The following is an 18,599-nucleotide window of genomic DNA, read 5'->3' as shown; positions in this document are numbered from 1 at the left end:
CCGCACCCGGCACAGGGCCGTACGGGTGAGCCCCGGCCTGCATCAGCGCAGGTAGGCCAGGTTCGGATGCTCCGCCGCGTACCCGTCGAGCAGCCGCCGGGCCACCGTCACCGAGTCCACCAGCGGGTGCAGCGCGAAGGCCTTGACCGCGTCCGCCCGGGACCCGCTCGCCGCGGCTGCCAGCACCTCGCGCTCGACCGCCTTGACGGAGGTCACCAGGCCCGCCGCGTGCAGCGGCAGTGGGGCGACGGCCACCGGGTGGGCCCCGTTGGCGTCGACGAGGCACGGGACCTCGATGACGGCCTGCGCGTCGAGTGCCGAGAGCGTGCCCCGGTTGCGGACGTTGAGGATCAGCGTGGCCCGCTCGTCCCGGGCGATGGCCCGCATGAGCGCCAGCGCGACCTTCTCGTAGCCGCCCGACTCCAGGTCGCTCTCGTCGCGCTCGCCGACGCCCGCCGCCTCGCGGTTCTCGGCCATGTACGTGGCTTCGCGCTCGGCCCGGGTCCGGTCCCAGGCGGCCAGGGCCTCGCCGGGCCGCTGCCCGGGGCGGCCCGCCTCGGCGTAGAAGCCGCGCTGCTGGTCGCGCAGGAAGGCGCCGCGGGTCTGCCTGGCCTTCTGGTAGGCCCGTACCGTGTCACGGTTGAAGTAGTAGTAGTGCAGGTACTCGTTGGGTACCGCGCCGATCGAGCGCAGCCAGTCGGCCCCGAAGAGCCGGCCCTCTTCGAAGGACTCCAGGGCCTCGGTATCGGCCAGCAGCCGGGGCAGTTCGTCGCGGCCGCCGATGTGCAGCCCGCGCACCCAGCCCAGGTGGTTGAGGCCGACGTAGTCGATCCAGGCCTCTTCGGGCCGGGCGCCCAGCAGCCGGGCGATCCGCCGCCCGAGGCCCACCGGCGAGTCACAGATCCCGATCACCCGGTCCCCGAGCTCCTCGGCCATAGCCTCGGTGACCACCCCGGCCGGATTCGTGAAGTTGATGACCCACGCCTCGGGAGCGGTACGGGCGATCCTGCGCGCGATCTCCCGGGCCACCGGCACGGTCCGCAGGCCGTACGCGATCCCGCCCGCGCCCACCGTCTCCTGACCCAGCACTCCCTCGGCCAGGGCGATCCGCTCGTCGGCGGCGCGCCCCTCCAGCCCACCGACGCGGATGGCCGAAAACACGAAGTCCGCGCCACGCAACGCCTCGTCGAGGTCCGCGGTGGCGCTGACGGCGGGTGCGTCCGGCACACCCGCGGCCTGGTCCGCGAGCACCCGGGCCATGGCGCTCAGCCGGCCGGGGTCCTCGTCGTAGAGGGTCACCTGCGACACCCTGCCCTCGGCGTGGTCGCCGAGCAGTGCTCCGTACACGAGCGGTACCCGGAATCCGCCCCCGCCGAGGATCGTCAGCCGCACGCCCATACCGCCCTTCGCAGTGCCACGTTTCGTGACACCAGTGTCCCCCGCCGGGTCAGTCCCCGAGCGACGGCACGGCGCGCAGCCGCGGCCCCTGGTGCTGCGGCGCTCCGCCGCCGCGGACCGGGCCGATCGACGCTCCCTTCGGCGCCGAGAGGATCAGGGTGATACGGGTGAGCCCCATCGCGTTGAGCATGCGGCTGGATTCGGCCACCATCCGGCAGCGCACCAGTCCCCAGCCCGGGTCGGGATGGCGCACGGTGCGCACCGCCCCGTCCTGCTCGGCGGCGTCGGCCCCGTGCGTGGTCAGCCAGTGCGGCACCCCGTACCGGTAGGCCGCCTCCATGAAGGGGTCGCGGGCCACCTCCTGGCGGATGCTGCGCAGCCCCTCGTCCTCCGGCGCGGCTGCCAGCGCGGTCGCGAATCTGGCCAACAGCGGTACGCACCAGGCCGGTTCATGGTCTTCCAGCACGGCCGCGGCGTCCGGGTGGAACAGCACGAAGCGCAGGAAGTTGTCGTCCGGCAGAGCGGTCGGATGGGGGCGTACCGACTGGAAGAGCCGGTCGAAGGCCGAGTTGGTGAGGGCCACGTCCCAGCGGTGGTCCACCAGGAAGCTCGGGTAGGGCACGGCCTCCATCAGTGCCGCGTAGTCGCACAGGTAGTCGCGCTGTGCGGGGTCTTCGGGCAGCCGGTTCTCCTCGGCCGCGCGCCAGGTGGGCGGCGGGTCGCGGTCGACCATGACCCGGAAGAGCCAAAAGCGTTGCCGCTCGCTCATCTCCAAGGCCTCGGCCAGGGCGAGCAGTTTGCGGTCCGTCCACTCCTTGACCAGGCCGCGTTCCCAGTTTCCGTACGCACGCACGCTGATCCGCAGCCGTGCCGCGAGGTCCTCCTGGCTCAGCCCCAGCTCCTCTCGGCGCTGGCGCAAAATCTCCTTGCGTCGCTCTGACCGCACGGCGCCGCGTGCGGACTCATCGCCCGCCAGGCGCTCCTCACCGGCTCGGGCGAGGCCATCGGACGGGCCCACCGCTGCGAGATGTGGCACCGAGAGCTCCCCCTCCTCACGGTCTGGATCTTCATTTCCGTGTGGCGATCCTGCTACCGACTTCATTCGAGTGTCAACTATTGTGGCAATTCCAGCCTCTTGACAGCTCATTCCCGCCACAGCTGTGGCAAGTTCTAGCCCTCCGCAGCGTGAGCGGCTAGATTCCAGGAGCCGACCATGTGCCCGTACCGACCTCGCGCGATCTAGGAGAACCACTGGTGACAGACGGCTTCCCGGCTCCCGTCGCGGTGGCCAACGCGCCCCTGGCAGCCACCGTCACGCGCGTCGCCGAACTCGCGGGCAAGATGGGCCGCGACCTGAACCAGGTCTTCGACCTGCGTCGGCTCTCCGCGGCCTCCGGCGTCCCCGCGGACGTGGTCAGGACGCTGCTGGACGGCAGGCCCGCCGGTGAACCCGATCTTCAGACCCGCTTCCTCCAGCGCCTCGACCTGCTGCGCCGCACCCGGGTCAAGTCCAACGGACGCCGGTACACGCAGCAGGAGATCGCGGACGGCGCCGGCATGTCCCGGCAGCAGGCCGGGGCCCTGATCAACGGCGACCGGCGGCCCACCATGGAGCACTGTGACGCCATCCAGCGCTTCTTCGGGGTACACGCGGGCTTCCTCACCGCCCACGACGCCGACGCCCTCACCGACGCGCTCCAGCGGACCGAGCAGCAACTGCTCCAGGACTTCGCGGGAAGAGCCAGGGAAACCGTACCGGCCGCCGCCGCTTCGGCAGGCGATCCGCTGGCAAGACTTCTCCAGAACCACGGCGTACGCGGCATCGCCTGGCGGGCCGCCCAACTGCCCAGCGACAAGCACCGGGACAAGGTGACCGAATGGCTGGACATGCTTCTCGAAAGCGTAAAACCGAACGAGTCCTGACCCAGTCGAAAGTCTGGGTCTGATCCTTGAGTCCTGATCCGGATCCGCGCCGACGGGGAGAACGGTGAGCATAGGCAGAGAGCAGCGGCGGTTGTGCGGGGAGCTGGTGGCCGGCATCACGCTGACCGCGCCCGTGGAACCCGTGGACCTCTACGCCGCCCTCTGTGAGGGCATGAGCAAACACCGCGGCCGCCGGGTGGAGTTCCGGATGGCCTCGTTCCCGCCGGGGACGGCCAGCGGTCTGTGGCTCGACATGGCGGACCGCGATCTGGTGGTCATCGAGGAGCGCACGGCACCGGACCACCAGCTGGTGATCCTCGGCCACGAGCTGTGGCACATGAAGGCCGGCCACTGCAGCCACCACGTCGACGGCGCCGCCGTCGCCGCCCGGCTGCTCTCCGACGAGGCCGATCTCGGCGAGACGGTCCGGCGGGTGGCCGCGCGCACGCGCGCCGACGTCCAGGAGGAGACCGAAGCGGAAACCTTCGGTTTACTGCTGGGCAGCAGATGCCGTACGTGGCTGGCCGGTTCGGCGAGCCACCGGGCACCGGCACAACGTGATCAGCTGGCGGGCCGCATCGAGGCCTCGCTCGGATACCGGGGGCACAGGAACGACCGTTGAACGGCCAGGACTACTACACACCGGCAGTTGCGATGGGTGTCTCCCTCGCGTTCAAGCTGCCGACCCTGCGCAACAACTGGCGGGACCCGCTGCTCCGCTCGGTCTGCGCGCTGCTCACCCTGGCCGGATCGGTGTTCACCTTCGCCGCCCCGCCCACCATCGAGGCGGTCAACCGCTGGACCGGCATCCCCAATTTCTCCGCCCCGCTCGTCTATTGCCTGATCACCGCCTTCAGCGCCGCCTGCCTGGTGCTGATCGTCAACTGGCGGGGCGGGCCGCCGGAGGACACCCGGCGCGTCTCCCGGCGCTGGATCCTGGGCTACGGCGCGGTGATCGTGGCGCTCTCGCTGCTGTTCGTCCTCGGTGACGCGCCGGTCGAGCGGCTGCGCGACTTCGACACGTACTACGCCAACACCCCGTACATGCGGGAGCTGATCGCCCTCTACCTGGTCGCCCACAACGTGGCCGCGTTCGTGATGGTGGCCATGTGCTGGCGCTGGTCCCTCCAGGTGCGGGGGTGGCTGCGCGTCGGCCTGATGATCATCGTCCTGGGCTACATCTTCAACCTCAGCTACGACGCGACCAAGATGACCGCCGTCGTCGCCCGCTGGACCGGACACGACCTCGACTGGCTGAGCACCGACCTCGCCCCGCCGGTCGCCTCCCTCGGCGCGCTCATCAGCGCCGTCGGCTTCGTGCTCCCGCTGGTGTGCCAGCGACTGTCGGACAGCTGGCAGAACTGGGCGACGTACCGGCGCCTCGGCGCGCTCTGGCACGAGGTGCAGATCTCCGCGCCCGGCGGCACCCCCTGCGTCCAGATGTCCTGGTGGGCCGCCGCCGAGCTGCGGATGATCCAGCGCGAGTCGGACATCCACGACGGTTTCCTGCACCTGGGCCCGTACTTCGACCAGCGCCACCGGGACGAGGCCCTCGCGCGGGCCCTCGCCGACGGCGCCGACGAGGAGACCTCCCGGGCCGTCGCCGACGCCGCCATGGTCGCGGCCGCGGTGCGGGCCCGCGCCGCCGACCCCGAGGGCAAGGTCATCGGGGCCAGCGAGGAGAGCGCACAGCACGCCGCCGACGGGCCGCGCGATCTCGTACGGATCTCCCACGCCCTGCGGCACTCGCCGGTCGTGGCGGAGGTCCGGCGGCAGACGGCGCTCTCCGGGGCGCCGGGGTCCCCGGGGGCCTGACCCGCCCGAGGCCCGGGGGCGAGCGCCGCGCGGTCAGCTTCCGGCGGCCACCGTCACCGTCACCGCCGGGAACAGGTCCTGGAAGGCGCCGGCGGAATCGATGCCCCCACGGCCGTAGGGCGCGTCGAAGCTCCACACCATGAACAGCAGGAACACGATCAGCGCGCTGAACAGCCCGGCGAGGAGCAGCTCCCGGCCCGAACGCCGGATCTGCAGGGTGAAGATCAGCCCGACCGTGACCACCCCGCCGACCAGCAGCCCGAACCACACCACGCTCGGCAGCGTCGACTCGTCGCTCTGCGTCCGCGAGTGGCGGGCGTCGTCGGCGGCCGCGATGTGGTCCAGCAGCGGCTGGTAGGCCTGCGCCTGGAGCTCGTTGGCGGGGGCCTGGTGGGTGACGTCGCTGCGCAGCTTGCCGAGCAGCCCGGCGCCCTCGGCGGTCGCGGCCTGGCCGGAGGTCAGCCGCGGCCAGTCCACGTTGACGGTGTGGGAGACGTACGCGTCCACCTCGCCCCGGATCCGGTCGCGGACCGGCACCGGGTAGACGTCCGCGCGCTGGGTGACCTCGTACAGGGACTGGGCCTCCCGGCGCACGCTGTCCTCGGCGGCGCCGCGCGCCTCCCAGACGCCCGCGATGGCCAGACCCAGCACGATCGCGTAGACGACCCCGACCATCATCGTCATGTACTCGATGACGTCGGGGGTTTCACTGGTGTCCTCGTCGTCCGCGGCCCGGCGGTGCCGGATCGCGGTGAAGGTGAGGACGACGGCGCAGACGAGCGCCATGGCGATGGCCAGGACCAGCCATTCGGACACGAGGGTTCTCCAGTGGGTGAATCAATCGGATGAGAGGTCAGCTACGGCTCTTGCCCCGCGGCCGCAGCGCGGCGGCCGCGAGGACCGCCGGGGTGGTGACGACGACCATGAGCATCACGGTGGACATGCCGTCCGGGCCGCGCCGCGCCAGGGCCGATGAGTGGTACGAGCGCACGTGGAAGCCACGTGCGGGCGCGGCCGGAGCTGCGACCGCGGCCGGGACCACGGCTTCGGCGACCGCCACCCCGGCAACGGGCCCGGCACCCGGCCCGGCCGGCGGCGGCTGCGACGGTACGGCCTCCGCCTCCACTGCCGGCCCCGTCTCCGCTGCCGGCCCCGCTCCTGCCTCCGCCGTCGGCGCTGCCCACCCCGGGAGCGCGGCTTCGGCGGGAGCCGGCAGGGGCCCGCTCCCCGGGTGCCGCACCGTCGGCCGCGCGGGCCCGGGCACGGGCGCCTGCAGGGAGGGGTGCAGGGACGGGTGCAGCGACGGCCGAGCCGCGGCCGGCCGGCCCGGCTTCGCGTCTGCCGGCACGCACAGGTCGACGCGGGCTCCGCGCCCGTGACCGTCGCCCGCGGCCGCCACGTGGCCGTGCAGCGGGCAGAGCGCCGCCACCATGCCGGCTCCGGCGAAGTACTGCCAAGCGGTCACCGCACGTCCTCCCGATTCCGCAGCAGATGCAGCGTTTGTCCAGGGTTCTCTCCTGCAGAAACGATCCCGGCAGAGGTTCGATACGCGGCAGACAGGTCAAGATCCCTGCGCGAGGGGTCACTTCAAGCCATCGGCGGCATCAGCCTGCCCCGATGGGCGAATGGGAGCGCTGGGAGCGGCGCGTGCAGACGGCCGCGCACCCCTTCGCGTACCGGCTGCCGAGCGCGGCCGCCACCCGCGGTCCGGCCGTGCGGGTGCCCCGCGTCGGGGTGGTGGTCAGAAGGCGCCGAGCACGCGGCCCTGCGCCGGCGCCTGTGCCGGGAGCTGGTCGGGCTGCCGGACGCCGGGGCCGACTTCGCCGGGGCCTGCGCGGCGCTGTCGTGGATGCGGCTGCGGCGGCCCTCGCTGACCGGAGGTCAGGCGGCGCGTGCGCGGGCCGCGTTGGCCGGGCTGAGCGAGGCGGCGGTCACCGCGTTACCGGGCGGCCGACGGGTCCACCGTGCCGGGGCGGCTGCGGCGTCCGGGGCCGGGGCCGGGCGAGTGCGAGGCGCGGGGCGCGGTCGCGGTGTTGCTGCTGACCGGCACCGAGACGCTCGTCTCCTTCGTACCGCGGCTGGTCGCCCTGGTCCACGACCGCGACCGGGGGCCCGGCCGGATCACCGACGCCCCTGATCGAGGAAGCGCTGCGGGTGACCTCGCCGACGCCGGTGATGCTGCGCAGCGCCGTCCGGCCAGCGTCTGGAGGCGTACGGGGTCGCGGCCGGGGAGCGGGTGGTGATCGCCACGCTGCTGCGCACCCGGGCGTACGGGCCCTTCGCGCCGCGGGCCCGGCCGGCGCCGATCGCGGCCCCGGCCCGGACCCGACGGCCCCCGACGGCCGCGGGCCGGGGCCGGGTACGCCGAAGGGGCGCGGCCCTGGTGGTACCTCCCAGCGGTAGCTGGGGGAGGTCGCGCCCCTCACGGAGTCGTCGTGCGAAGGATCAGGCGTCCGGGTTGCCGCCGAAGCGCTCCCGGTACGACTCCAGGTCCTCTTCGGTGATCTTCGCGAAGAGCACCGGCGGCACGGTGAACGGCGTCCCCGCCGGGACCGCGTCCAGGGACTTGGCCTGCTCCGGGGTCACCCACGCCGCCGTGTCGTCGGCGAGGTCGAACGCGGAGCGCATGGCGTGCGCCGAGGCCGGGATGAAGGGCTCGGAGACCACCGAGTAGAGGTGGATGAGGTTCATCGCGGTGCGCAGGGTGAGCGCCGCGCCCTCCAGGTCGGTCTTGACCTCCAGCCAGGGGGCCTTCTCGTCGAGGTAGGCGTTTCCGGCCGACCACAGGGCGCGCAGCGCGGCCGCGGCCTTGCGGTACTGGAGGGACTCCATGTGGCCCTCGTACTCGGCCAGCAGTTCGGCGATCTGCTCGCCCAGCCTGGTCTCGGCCTCGCCGGCCGCGCTGCCCGCCGGGACCTCGTCACCGAAGCGCTTGCGGGAGAAGGTCAGCACGCGGTTGACGAAGTTGCCGAGGGTACCGCCGAGGTCCTTGTTGACCGTGGCGGTGAAGTGCTCCCACGTGAAGGACGAGTCGTCGGACTCGGGCGCGTTCGCGATGAGGAAGTAGCGCCAGTAGTCGGCCGGCAGGATCTCCAGCGCCTGGTCGGTGAAGACGCCTCGCTTCTGCGAGGTGGAGAACTTGCCGCCGTAGTACGTCAGCCAGTTGAAGGCCTTGACGTAGTCGACCTTCTTCCACGGCTCGCGGGTGCCCAGTTCGGTGGCGGGGAACATCACCGTGTGGAACGGGACGTTGTCCTTGGCCATGAACTGGGTGTAGCGGACGTCCTCGGCCTCGTACCACCACGCCTTGTAGTCGCGGTTCGCCGGGTCGGCGTCGGCCCACTCCTTGGTGGAGGCGATGTACTCGATCGGCGCGTCGAACCAGACGTAGAAGACCTTGCCAGCGGCGGCCAGTTCGGGCCAGGTGTCGGCCGGGACCGGCACGCCCCAGTCGAGGTCGCGGGTGATGGCGCGGTCGAGCAGGCCCTCGGTGAGCCATTTGCGGGCGATGGAGGAGGCGAGCTGCGGCCACTCCTCCTCGTGCTGCGCGACCCAGGCCTCGACCTCGTGCTGGAGCTTGGACTGCAGGAGGAAGAGGTGCTTGGTCTCGCGCACCTCCAGCTCGGTGGAGCCGGAGATCGCCGAGCGGGGCTCGATCAGGTCCGTGGGGTCCAGGACGCGGGTGCAGTTCTCGCACTGGTCGCCGCGGGCCTTGTCGTAGCCGCAGTGCGGGCAGGTGCCCTCGACGTAGCGGTCCGGCAGGAAGCGGCCGTCGACCGGCGAGTAGACCTGCCGGATCGCGCGCTCCTCGATGAAGCCGTTCTCCTGCAGCCTGCGCGCGAAGTGCTGGGTGATCTCGGCGTTCTGCGCGGAGGAACTGCGGCCGAAGTAGTCGAAGGACAGCTGGAAGCCGTCGTAGACCGCCTTCTGGGCGTCGTGGGCCTGCGCGCAGAATTCGGCGACCGAGATGCCGGCCTCCTTGGCGGCGAGCTCGGCGGGGGTGCCGTGCTCGTCGGTGGCGCAGATGTAGAGGACGTCGTGGCCGCGCTGGCGGAGGTACCGGGAGTACACATCCGCCGGAAGCATCGACCCGACCATGTTGCCCAGGTGCTTGATCCCGTTGATGTAGGGAAGCGCGCTGGTGATCAGGTGTCGAGCCATCCTCGGATGCTCCATTTCATATATGCCGGTACAACGTGACGTGCGTGGCGGATTGATCCGGTTCATCGTATCGAACCGCCGAAACGCCACGTGCCGCATTTCTTCGGGGTGGGCGTAACGCAGAAGCGAGGACGGTGACCACTGCGTCACGGCCCTCGCGCTGGGGCCATGGTACAGCGGGGGGACGAGACCCCCGACCGGGCAGCCGGATCGTCACGCGTCGTGCGGCCGCGGAGGCGCGAATGAGGGCGGCATATGCGTTTGCGCTGGTTGAGCGGGTGCGTGATCGATACCGATCACAGGTCGGTCATCACCGAACGTAATGCTCCCAGGTTTCATCTATGCGCCCTCCGAGTGCGCCCGCGCTGATTTCCTGGCCGCGCAAACGGGATGGGGTGGAGCGGTGAGCGATGGCGGACCGGAGGAGTCCGGTGGTGGGGCTGTGGGGCTGCCGAGCCGGCGACGGCGGCCGACGCCCATGAGTCAGTGGGATCCGACGGCACGCCTGTCGTACTGGGCCTTCCACAGCAACCGGCGTCCGGCGTACATGCGTTTCGCGTACTTGCAGCTGGGCTCCGACGCGGCGGCCGAGCAGGCGGTGGACGCCGCCTTCGATTCGATCATGAACGAGTGGCTGCCGATGTTGCACATGGACCGCCTGGACGCCTACGCCTGGACCGTCCTCAAACAGCGCATCGTCGACCGGCAGCGCCGCCGCAGCCCCTGGCCCGAGCCGATGGACATCAGCGCCTTCGAGGCCGCGCTCAAGGAGGCCCACGCGGAGACGGACCAGTACGAGGTGCTCACCGACACCATCCGCTTCTACTCCGCCGTCTCCCGGCTCGCCGAACGCCAGCGCGACGCCGTCCTGCTGCGGTACGGACTCCAGTGCACCCCCGGGGAGGCCGCGGCCGTGATGGGCGTGGACGAGGCGACGGTCCGCTCCCAGCTCGGCCAGGCGCACCGGCGGCTCGCCCGCCTGCTCGACACGTCCGCCGAATCATGAGCCGGAACACGAGCCCCGGCATGAGGCGCGACGACGGCGGACTCCCCCGCTCCCTGGCCGAGTTCCTGGCCCGGGCCGGTGTCCGCGACCGCTATCCCCACTACGACCTGGGCGCGGCCGAAGCCCGGCTGCTGCGCGGCTCGCGGCGGTCGCGGGCCGCGGCCCCCGCCCGGCGCCGCACGTTCGGCTGGAGCGATCCCGCACGGGACTGCCCGCTCGACTCCGAACGGGCCCGGCGCGACCTCAAGGCCGTCTGCCTGGCCGCCGTGTGCGGCCCCCGCGCCGGAGCCGACCTCGACGCCTTCGTGAGCGACGGCCACCTCCACCTGCCCGGGGCCCTCGTCTTCGGCTGCCTGCTGCACCTGGCCGGGCTGCGCGAGGGAGCCCGCTTCTGGTGGCAGTTCGCCGCCGGGTCCGGGCGCGCGCGCACCGCGCCCGCCGCCTACTGCCTGTTCCTCGACCACTCCCGGCGCGGCGAGCACCACGACGCCCGGATCTGGGCGCGCGAGCTGGGCGGGCGCGGGTTCCGGCCGAGCGGCCGCCGGGACCTGCGGGAGGTACGGCTGTGCGCGCAGGCGGCCGTCCTGCGCTACGTCGACCAGCTCGACGACCCCGACCTGGGCCCCGTACCGCTGCCGCGGCCGGGGCTGACCGGGGTGCTGGCCGCGTTCCGGCTCTCGCCCGCGGCGGCAGCCCCGGCCGAACCGCCGCGCCTGGGAGCGGGCCCGCTGCGCCACCCCGCGCTGGCGGCCGCCGCGCGCGGCACCGTCGTACGGCCCGACGCCGGCAAGGCGCTGGCCGAGGCGCGCCGCGCCCTGGCCGTCGTACGGGTCCTGGAGCGGCATCCGCTCGGAGTACGAGCCGCCCAGCTCCGGCGGGAGGCGGGCCTGGCCGAGGCGGAGTTCGGCCCGCTGCTGGCGATGCTGTGCGAGGAGGGGTACGCGTACCGCCCGGGCGCCGGGGTGTACGGCCGCGGGCCCGCCCTCGACCGGCTCGCGGCCCCCGGCGGCCGGGGACTCGCGGGGCAGCTCCAGCGCACGCTGGCGCTGGCCCGGGACAGCGCGGGCGCGGCCGTGTACCTGAGCCGGTACGCCGAGGGCGAGGTCCGGATCACGCAGACGGCCGACGGGCCCGGGGCCCCGCCGGTGCGGGAGTGGGTGGACTTCCGGGACGCCGCGCACGCCAGCGCCGTCGGCAAGTGCCTGTTGACCCAGCTCGACCACGACCGGCGCGCGGACCACGTGGCCCGGCACCGGCCCGCCCGGCTCACCCCGCAGACCATCACCGACAGCCGGGCCCTGTTCAGCGCCCTGGACGCGGTGGCGCCGGGCGCGCCCGTCTTCGACCTGCGGGAGTACTCCCCCGGCGTCGTCTGCGCGGCGGTGCCCATCGCGACCGGTGACGCCGCGGGCAGCCTCGCGCTCTCGCTGCCCGCCACGCACGCCCACCGGCTGCGCGAGGCCACCGAGGCACTGCGCCGCAAGGCCGTACCGGTGCTGCTGGCCCTGCTGCTGTCGGGCGCGATCCCGCCGGACGCCCCGGCGGCGACGGCCGAGGGCGGAGCCGACCGGCCCGACGGCCCGGGAGCTCCGGAGGCCGACCCGGTCACGCCCGCGGAGCAACCGCTGCGTGAGCACGTCACTCCGGAGACCCTGCGGCACCTGCGGAGCGTCTTTCGCACCGCCCTCGCCCCGCTCGCCCGCGGCGCCACCGCGGCCGACGGGCCGCACCTGGTCAGCGACCCCACCGCGGCGGCGGCGTACCTGTTCGAAGCCCCGGCGGACCCCGACCACGGTCCGCCGCGCCTCGCGCTCCCGCACACCTTCGCTCCGCTCAGCCCGGGCAGCCTGCCCACCGCGAACGGGCTGGTGGTCCTGCGCACCTGAGAACCCCATGTGCGGGGGCGCCACTGCGGGCCCGGTGAGTGTGGCGCCCCGCACCATGGGCGGCGTACGCGCCGGTGCTTACTGTTACCCGCCATGACGAGCGAATTTCTGCGGGGGCGTGTCGCTCTCGTCACGGGCGGCGGCAGCGGCATCGGCAGGGCATGCGCGGTGGCCCTGGCCGCCGCGGGAGCCACCGTGCACGTGGTGGATCTCGACGGAGGGTCGGCCGCCGCCGTGGCGCGGGCGTTGGGCGGGCGGGCCCGGGGGGCCCTGGCCCACACGGCCGATCTTTCCGACCCGGGCGCCATCGAGACCCTGCCCGACGCGGTGGACATCCTGGTCAACAGCGCCGGGCTGCAACACGTCGCTCCGCTCACGGAGTTCCCGCCCGAGCGATTCACCCTGATCCAGCAGGTGATGGTCACCGCGCCGTTCCTCCTGCTGCGGCGGGTGCTGCCGCACATGTACGGCGCCCGCTGGGGCCGCGTGGTCAACATCTCCAGCGTCCACGGTCTGCGGGCCAGCGCCTTCAAGTCCGCCTATGTCGCGGCCAAACACGGGCTGGAGGGGTTGAGCAAGGTCACCGCGCTGGAGGGCGCCCCGTACGGTGTGACCAGCAACTGCATCAGCCCCGGGTACGTACGGACGCCCCTGGTCGAGGCGCAGATCGAGGCCCAGGCCGCCGCGCACGGCATCAGCCCGGGCGACGTGCTGTCCGAGGTGCTGCTCGCCCGGTCGGCGATCAAGCGGCTGATCGAGCCCGAGGACGTCGCGGCGGCCGCGCTGTGGCTGTGCGGTCCCCACACCGGCCACCTCACCGGGGCTTCGCTGCCGCTCGACGGCGGCTGGGGGGCGAACTGAGCCTGCCTCCCAGCCGCCGGCCACGCCGTGCGGAGCCCCCGTCAGTTGTTGGTGATCCAGGTGCCCTTGGCGGGGGTCCAGTGGATGGTCACCTTCTGGAACTGCTGGACCTTGCCGCCGGCCTCGTCCATCTCGTCGGTCACCGCGTAACCCAGCGCCTTCTCGTGCCCGGCCGCGTGGAACGCCTCGTAGATCGCCCCGTGAACCACATGCGTCCCGGTCTGCGGAGACCACAAGAACAGACCCTGCTCGAAGAACTGGTACCGGCCCCGGGTCCCGTTCGGCGCCTGCGCGGCCTCCGCCTCGTCCATCGTCGGGAAACCCCAACGACGCTCCGCGTCCGTCGCCCAGAACTTCTGCAGGATGTCCCCGTAGATCGCGTACGCCGCATCCGGATGCCAGATCACGATGCCGTTCTGGAAGGCCTGGAAGCGGCCGCCCAGCGAGGCATCGCGCTCACCCCGGGTCGGCGCGCCCAGCGGGCTGTTCGGGCCGCCCATGGCGTCGTACTTCGCCCCGATCGTGCCGTACGGCATCAGGTCGTCCAACCGGTTGTAGCGGCGGGGCGAGAACCCGCGGAGCCCGTCGGTCCACGTCCGCTCCTCGGCCACGTGGCCGAAGTCGTACTCCTCGCGCACCACCGGCTGTGTGTGGGCGCCGTCCGCCCAGCGGAGGAACAGCGCGACGTGGTCCGTGCCGCCCGAGTCGCGCAGCAGGGCGTCGCCGGCCTGCAGGTCGTTCGCGGGGACGTCGACGGTGACGTTCCACAGGTCCCAGGTGGTCAGGGACGAGTTCAGGTGCCAGGCCATCGACACGTAGCCCGAGCAGTCCGGGCGGTAGCAGCCGAACTGGTTCTCGTGGCACCCGCTCTGGCTGTACGGGACCTGCTCGGCGATCCACGACCAGGCGCGGTCCATCGCCTCGCCCCGCCCGATCATGCCGCCGGGGTCCGATGCGCTCGCGGCGGGCGCCGCGCACAGCGTGGTGGCCAGGGCGGCAAGCGTCAGGGCCGCCGCGCCGCTCACGCGCCGAAGGATCTGCGATTTCATGGCTGTCCCCCCGTCAGTTGTTGGTGATCCAGGTGCCCTTGGCGGGGGTCCAGTGGATGGTCACCTTCTGGAACTGCTGGACCTTGCCGCCGGCCTCGTCCATCTCGTCGGTCACCGCGTAACCCAGCGCCTTCTCGTGCCCGGCCGCGTGGAACGCCTCGTAGATCGCCCCGTGAACCACATGCGTCCCGGTCTGCGGAGACCACAAGAACAGACCCTGCTCGAAGAACTGGTACCGGCCCCGGGTCCCGTTCGGCGCCTGCGCGGCCTCCGCCTCGTCCATCGTCGGGAAACCCCAACGACGCTCCGCGTCCGTCGCCCAGAACTTCTGCAGGATGTCCCCGTAGATCGCGTACGCCGCATCCGGATGCCAGATCACGATGCCGTTCTGGAAGGCCTGGAAGCGGCCGCCCAGCGAGGAGTTCTCCTCGGCGCGGACCGGCGTGCCGAGGGGGCCGCCCGGGCCGCCGAGGCCGTCGTACTTCGCGCCGATCGTGCCGTACGGCTGGAAGGCCTCGTCCCGCTGCGCCCGTGCGGTGCCCTCCGCCTGGTCGTAGCGGTCCGGATAGGCGGAGCGCTGGACGGCCTGGGCGAGCTGCCCGGCGGTGCTGCCCTCCATGCCCGGTTCCATCTGCTGGGCCACTTCGAAGAACTTGTTCGCCGAGTAGTCGACGTCGAGTATCTGCTCGCGCGAGCCCCAGCCCTGCGAGGGCCGTTGCTGGAAGACGCCGAGCGAGTCCCGGTCCCCGCAATCGAGGTTGTTCATACGGGACTCGACCCAGCCCGTCTCGAATCCGGCGAGCATCACCTTGTCGGACACGCCGCGGCGCTGGCCGACCTCGTAGACCTTGCGGGTCACCGCGATGTCCCGTTCCGCGGGGATGGCGCAGTACATCTCGGCCGTCGCGGTGTGCCCGAGGGGGCCGGGCACGCCGTGCGCGCCCTGCGCCGCCCATGCCGGTGGGCCGAGGGCGGACACGGCCGCCATGACCAGCAGGATCGTTGTTCTGAGTCGCGCGCGTCGTGCAACAGCCAAGCCATGCACGGCTTGCTCCTTCGCCTCGGGATCACTTGCAGCGGAAGGTAGCCGTGGGGGTGGCGGGCAAGGCATCCGGAACGCTCCGGAGTGACGACTCCCGAAGTCCCCTGCTAATACTTCGTGTTGGAGGATGCGACGGAGGGGCGGGGGCAACCGGGGACCGAGGGGCGGTCCTTCGTGCGCACCGCGGGCAGCCAGGCGACGGACGGTGTGGAGCCGAGCGGGAGGCGGACGCGGAACCACTCGGTGGACACGGTGTCCGATTCGTCGATGACGGGCACCCCTTGGGCGAGCCGGCAGTCGACGGCGAGGAGGTCTCCGTGCCACACCCGTGTCGGTACGACGTTGTCGGCGGTGTAGGACCTCATGGGGTCGACCGCCAGGCCGAGACTGCACTGCGGGTCCCGGTCCGTACGGTCCCGGCAGCGCTGCTCGGCGTTGAACACCCGTATCGGGTGGGTGACTTCGGCCGCCGTCCCCGTGCCGCGCACTGCGCCGTACGACCAGACCGCCGCGGCCGCTGCGCACACGGCGAGGGCCGCAAGGGCCGCGACGGCCACGCGGGCGCCGCGGGCGCCGCCGCGACGGCGTACCGCGGGAGCCCGGCGCGCGGTGATGCGTACCAGCAGGCTCTCGGCGGTGTGCGCGGCGCGCGCGGCGTGGGTCGGGGCCAGGCAGTCGGCGGCCAGCTCGCGCCAGAACGGCGGTACCGCGTCGTCCAGGCGCAGCGGTGCGCGCCCGTGGGCGTACTCCTGCGTGGCGGCGCCGCGCGAGACGGGCGTGGCGCCGGGGAACGGCGGGGCGCCCGCGGCGAACACCTCGTGGATCACGATGCCCAGGGCCCAGATGTCGGCGCTCGGCCGGACCTTCACGCCGTGCTCGCCGAGCGGGGCGTTCCACCGCTCGGGCGGCAGATAGTCCAGGGTGCCCATCGGCGGCGCGTACCCGTGGGTGCCGTGGGTGCCGGTCAGCTCCGTGGCGAGCCCGAAGTCCGAGAGCTTCACCGAACCGTCCGCCATCAGCAGGATGTTGTCCGGTTTGAGGTCGCCGTGCACCCAGCCGCTGCGGTGCAGGTGCACCAGGCCCTCACAGATCTCGGTCACCAGCCGGGCGCCCTCGGCCTCGGTCGGCGAACCGGCCTCCAGCAGGTCCCGCAGACTGCGCTCGGCCCGCTCCATGACCAGCACGATCGCGCCGTCCAGGAGCGGCTGGTCGGGTTCGCTGAGCACGACGGAGTCCCATAGGCGGATCAGCCTCGGATGGCCGGCCCGGCGGCCGAGTTCGACCTCGCGCCGGGCCGTCTCCGCGACCTTGCGGGCCTGCCGTGGTGCGAGTTCGGCGGTCGGCAGGAACTTGAGCGCCACGTCCTGCGGACCGGCCGACCGGGCCGCGTCGCCGACCAGCCGTGCGGCGTGGACCGTTCCCCAGCCACCCGCGCCGATGGGCCCGGTGATCTCCCAGCCGCCGACGCGATAGCCGCGCGGGGGCAGCTCCGGTCCCACGATCGCCTCCCCCGTCAACGCTTCCCGCCTACGTACGACGAACGTTACACATCCGGTGGCCGGCGGCGCCGGGCGTGGACGGGCCGGTGGCGGACGCCCGCTACGATCTCACCTTTGTGATCATCGAGGGGGAACGGATGCCGAACACCGACCGCGCCGTACTGGGCCGGCTGGGGCCGAACGATCCGCAGGAGATAGCCGGTTACCGGCTGCTCGCGAAGATCGGCGAGGGCGGCATGGGCTCCGTCTACTTCTCCCGGACCCGGGGGAACCAGCCGGTCGCGCTGAAGGTCATCCGTCGCGAGTTCGCCCAGGAGCAGGACTTCCGGGCGCGGTTCGAGCACGAGGTGCAGGCGGCCCGCCGGGTGCAGGGCTACCACATCGTGCCGGTCCTGGACCACGACACCAGCGGCGAGCAGCCCTGGCTCGCCACCGCGTACGTGCCGGCGCTGCCGCTCGACGACGCCCTCGCCACGCACGGCCCGCTGCCGCTGCCCGCCGTGTTCCAGCTGATCGGCTGCACGGCGCAGGCGCTGCACTCCGTGCACGCCGCGTCGGTGGTGCACCGCGACCTCAAGCCGAGCAACATCCTGCTCGGTTCGAACGGTCCCTGGGTGATCGACTTCGGGATCGCGCGGGCCACGGACACCACCCAGCTCACCCGCAGTGGCGGGTTCATCGGCACCCCTCAGTACATGTCGCCCGAGCACGCGCTCGGCAAGCCGGTCACCCCGGCCACGGACATCTTCGCGCTGGGGCTGATCGCCGCCGTCGTGGCGACGGGTCGGCACCCGTACGGCGATGGCGCGGGCCTCTCGATCGCCGCGTCGATAGCCAACACCCCGCAGCGGGCGCCGGACCTCAGCGGTTACCCGGATGCGCTGCGGCCCCTGTTGGAGCGCTGCCTGACGGCCGATGCCGCCCGGCGGCCGCTGCCCGCGGAGGTCGCCGAGTGGTGCCGGCAGGCGGGGGGCCGGGAGCTGCGCGACTTCGCGGGCTGGCTGCCCGCACCGCTGACCGCGGAGATCGCACGGCGTGAGCAGCTGGCGCAGGCGCCCCCGCAGCTGCCTTTGCAGGCGCCCCCGCAGACTCCGCCGCAGCCGCCGGCGTACGCGCCGACGCAGGCCGCCGCCGCACCGGGCCGGCCGTCGTACGTGCCGACGCAGGCGTCCGGAGCGCCCCACCCGGCGTACGTGCCGACGCAGGGCCCGACGAGCGCCCCTCATCCCGCGGCGTACGGAGCTCCCATGGGCCCCGCCCACGTCACGCCGGCCCCCGCAACCGCGGGCCGGGGCCGCGTGCCCCTGCTCGTCGGCGCGGGGATCTTGGCGGTGGCGCTGGCCGCGGGGGGCGCCTGGTACCTCACGGGCGGAGACCAGAAGAAGGCGGACCAGCCGAAGGACACCGCGGCCCCGGGGAAGGCCGACGGCTCCGCACCCGCGCCCCGGCCCTCGACCTCGGCCTCCGCCTCTGCCTCCGCCGCGGCTTACACGGTGGTGTTCAAGGACAAGCCGCTGAAGCTCCTGGCGACCAGGGAGTTCGGCAAGCTCAACGACGTCGACCTGGACTTTCCGAAGGTCGCCCCCTTCGGGGAGATCGCCTCGAGCGACCGGGAATTGCAGATGGGCTTCGAGGACATCGAGAACCGCACCCCGTTCGGAAAGAGCGCGGGCCCCGCCCCCGAACTGTGCGAAACCGGGGCCGCCACCAATCCGATCCCCGCCCGGCTGCCGAAGTCGGACCTCACCGGCGCGGACAGCGCCATCGTCCAGGGCGACCTGCTGTGCACGGTCACGTCCAAGGGCAACCTCGCCATGGTCAAGATCATCACCATCGAGCCGTCGAACAACAAGCTGTACTCCGTCCCGACGTACCTCACCGAGGTGACGCTCTGGAAGCGCAAGGGGTAGCGCCGCGACACGGAAACGTCCCGCCCACCGCACGGCAGCGGCCCGGACG

At 72.7% G+C, this 18,599-nt stretch carries 14 protein-coding genes and 1 pseudogene; 7 read left to right on the top strand and 8 right to left on the bottom strand.

Annotation, left to right across the window (positions count from 1 at the left end; all coding sequences use genetic code 11):
• Window positions 1-42: 42 nt before the first annotated feature.
• Both ACFWBF_RS13880 and ACFWBF_RS13875 read right to left on the bottom strand, forming a co-directional pair.
• A complete protein-coding gene (locus ACFWBF_RS13880; RefSeq protein WP_385600098.1) occupies window positions 43-1,392 on the bottom strand; it encodes a 6-phospho-beta-glucosidase in 1,350 nt (449 codons plus the stop codon).
• Between the two features lie 55 nt (window positions 1,393-1,447).
• Window positions 1,448-2,317: a helix-turn-helix domain-containing protein gene (locus tag ACFWBF_RS13875; protein WP_385600095.1), complete on the bottom strand. Its 870-nt coding sequence runs from the start codon at window positions 2,315-2,317 to the stop codon at window positions 1,448-1,450.
• 335 nt (window positions 2,318-2,652) lie between these two features.
• Here ACFWBF_RS13875 and ACFWBF_RS13870 point away from each other — a divergent pair, with 335 nt between their 5' ends.
• The 3 genes from ACFWBF_RS13870 (at window position 2,653) to ACFWBF_RS13860 (ending at window position 5,136) form a co-directional block, all read left to right on the top strand.
• Window positions 2,653-3,321, top strand: a complete 669-nt coding sequence (locus ACFWBF_RS13870; RefSeq protein WP_385600092.1) for a helix-turn-helix domain-containing protein — start codon at window positions 2,653-2,655, stop codon at window positions 3,319-3,321.
• Between the two features lie 64 nt (window positions 3,322-3,385).
• Window positions 3,386-3,943 (top strand): toxin-antitoxin system, toxin component, encoded by a 558-nt coding sequence (locus ACFWBF_RS13865; protein ID WP_365919020.1) that lies wholly within the window; start codon window positions 3,386-3,388, stop codon window positions 3,941-3,943.
• Window positions 3,940-5,136, top strand: a complete 1,197-nt coding sequence (locus tag ACFWBF_RS13860; protein WP_385600090.1) for an MAB_1171c family putative transporter — start codon at window positions 3,940-3,942, stop codon at window positions 5,134-5,136. The genes ACFWBF_RS13865 and ACFWBF_RS13860 overlap by 4 nt, the downstream gene beginning before the upstream one ends.
• Before the next feature lie 33 nt (window positions 5,137-5,169).
• On the opposite strand, the gene ACFWBF_RS13855 is transcribed toward ACFWBF_RS13860, so the two are convergent.
• The 3 genes from ACFWBF_RS13855 to metG all read right to left on the bottom strand — a co-directional run bounded on the left by ACFWBF_RS13855 (window position 5,170) and on the right by metG (window position 9,297).
• Window positions 5,170-5,952: a hypothetical protein gene (locus ACFWBF_RS13855; protein ID WP_385600087.1), complete on the bottom strand. Its 783-nt coding sequence runs from the start codon at window positions 5,950-5,952 to the stop codon at window positions 5,170-5,172.
• A gap of 37 nt (window positions 5,953-5,989) precedes the next feature.
• The gene (locus ACFWBF_RS13850) at window positions 5,990-6,601 is read right to left on the bottom strand and encodes a hypothetical protein (protein ID WP_385600084.1); all 612 of its coding nucleotides are present in this window, start codon (window positions 6,599-6,601) and stop codon (window positions 5,990-5,992) included.
• Between the two features lie 980 nt (window positions 6,602-7,581).
• Window positions 7,582-9,297: a methionine--tRNA ligase gene (gene metG / locus ACFWBF_RS13845; protein ID WP_385600081.1), complete on the bottom strand. Its 1,716-nt coding sequence runs from the start codon at window positions 9,295-9,297 to the stop codon at window positions 7,582-7,584.
• Between the two features lie 478 nt (window positions 9,298-9,775).
• Here metG and ACFWBF_RS13840 point away from each other — a divergent pair, with 478 nt between their 5' ends.
• From ACFWBF_RS13840 to ACFWBF_RS13830, 3 genes and pseudogenes are all read left to right on the top strand, one after another.
• Window positions 9,776-10,303, top strand: coding sequence for an RNA polymerase sigma factor (locus ACFWBF_RS13840; RefSeq protein WP_385600078.1), 528 nt, complete (start codon window positions 9,776-9,778; stop codon window positions 10,301-10,303).
• A 743-nt stretch (window positions 10,304-11,046) separates the two neighbouring features.
• Window positions 11,047-11,817: pseudogene (locus ACFWBF_RS13835) on the top strand (IclR family transcriptional regulator C-terminal domain-containing protein); the annotation flags it as partial.
• 465 nt (window positions 11,818-12,282) lie between these two features.
• Entirely contained in the window at window positions 12,283-13,050 is a 768-nt protein-coding gene (locus tag ACFWBF_RS13830; protein WP_385600075.1) for a 3-hydroxybutyrate dehydrogenase, read from the top strand.
• Window positions 13,051-13,091: 41 nt separating this feature from the next.
• Here ACFWBF_RS13830 and ACFWBF_RS13825 read toward each other — a convergent pair whose 3' ends face one another.
• The 3 genes from ACFWBF_RS13825 to ACFWBF_RS13815 all read right to left on the bottom strand — a co-directional run bounded on the left by ACFWBF_RS13825 (window position 13,092) and on the right by ACFWBF_RS13815 (window position 16,640).
• The gene (locus ACFWBF_RS13825) at window positions 13,092-14,075 is read right to left on the bottom strand and encodes a hypothetical protein (protein WP_385600072.1); all 984 of its coding nucleotides are present in this window, start codon (window positions 14,073-14,075) and stop codon (window positions 13,092-13,094) included.
• Window positions 14,076-14,112: 37 nt separating this feature from the next.
• Window positions 14,113-15,087, bottom strand: coding sequence for an LGFP repeat-containing protein (locus ACFWBF_RS13820; protein WP_385600070.1), 975 nt, complete (start codon window positions 15,085-15,087; stop codon window positions 14,113-14,115).
• A gap of 161 nt (window positions 15,088-15,248) precedes the next feature.
• Window positions 15,249-16,640 carry a serine/threonine-protein kinase gene (locus ACFWBF_RS13815; RefSeq protein WP_385600067.1) on the bottom strand — a complete coding sequence of 464 codons (1,392 nt, stop codon included), beginning with the start codon at window positions 16,638-16,640 and terminating at the stop codon, window positions 15,249-15,251.
• A gap of 137 nt (window positions 16,641-16,777) precedes the next feature.
• Here ACFWBF_RS13815 and ACFWBF_RS13810 point away from each other — a divergent pair, with 137 nt between their 5' ends.
• Window positions 16,778-18,550, top strand: coding sequence for a serine/threonine-protein kinase (locus ACFWBF_RS13810; RefSeq protein ID WP_385600064.1), 1,773 nt, complete (start codon window positions 16,778-16,780; stop codon window positions 18,548-18,550).
• Window positions 18,551-18,599: the final 49 nt, after the last annotated feature.

This window comes from Streptomyces sp. NPDC060028 (assembly GCF_042736725.1).
Lineage (GTDB): Bacteria > Actinomycetota > Actinomycetes > Streptomycetales > Streptomycetaceae > Streptomyces.
Note: the sequence above shows the minus strand (reverse complement) of the source record. Positions and strands in the feature narration are given on the sequence as shown.

Bases quoted from the DNA above. Each gene is read 5' to 3' on its own strand.
- ACFWBF_RS13820 (WP_385600070.1), bottom strand. From the start codon at position 15,087: ATGGCGGCCGTGTCCGCCCTCGGCCCACCGGCATGGGCGGCGCAGGGC.
- metG (WP_385600081.1), bottom strand. From the start codon at position 9,297: ATGGCTCGACACCTGATCACCAGCGCGCTTCCCTACATCAACGGGATC.
- ACFWBF_RS13840 (WP_385600078.1), top strand. From the start codon at position 9,776: ATGAGTCAGTGGGATCCGACGGCACGCCTGTCGTACTGGGCCTTCCAC.
- ACFWBF_RS13830 (WP_385600075.1), top strand. From the start codon at position 12,283: ATGACGAGCGAATTTCTGCGGGGGCGTGTCGCTCTCGTCACGGGCGGC.
- ACFWBF_RS13810 (WP_385600064.1), top strand. From the start codon at position 16,778: ATGCCGAACACCGACCGCGCCGTACTGGGCCGGCTGGGGCCGAACGAT.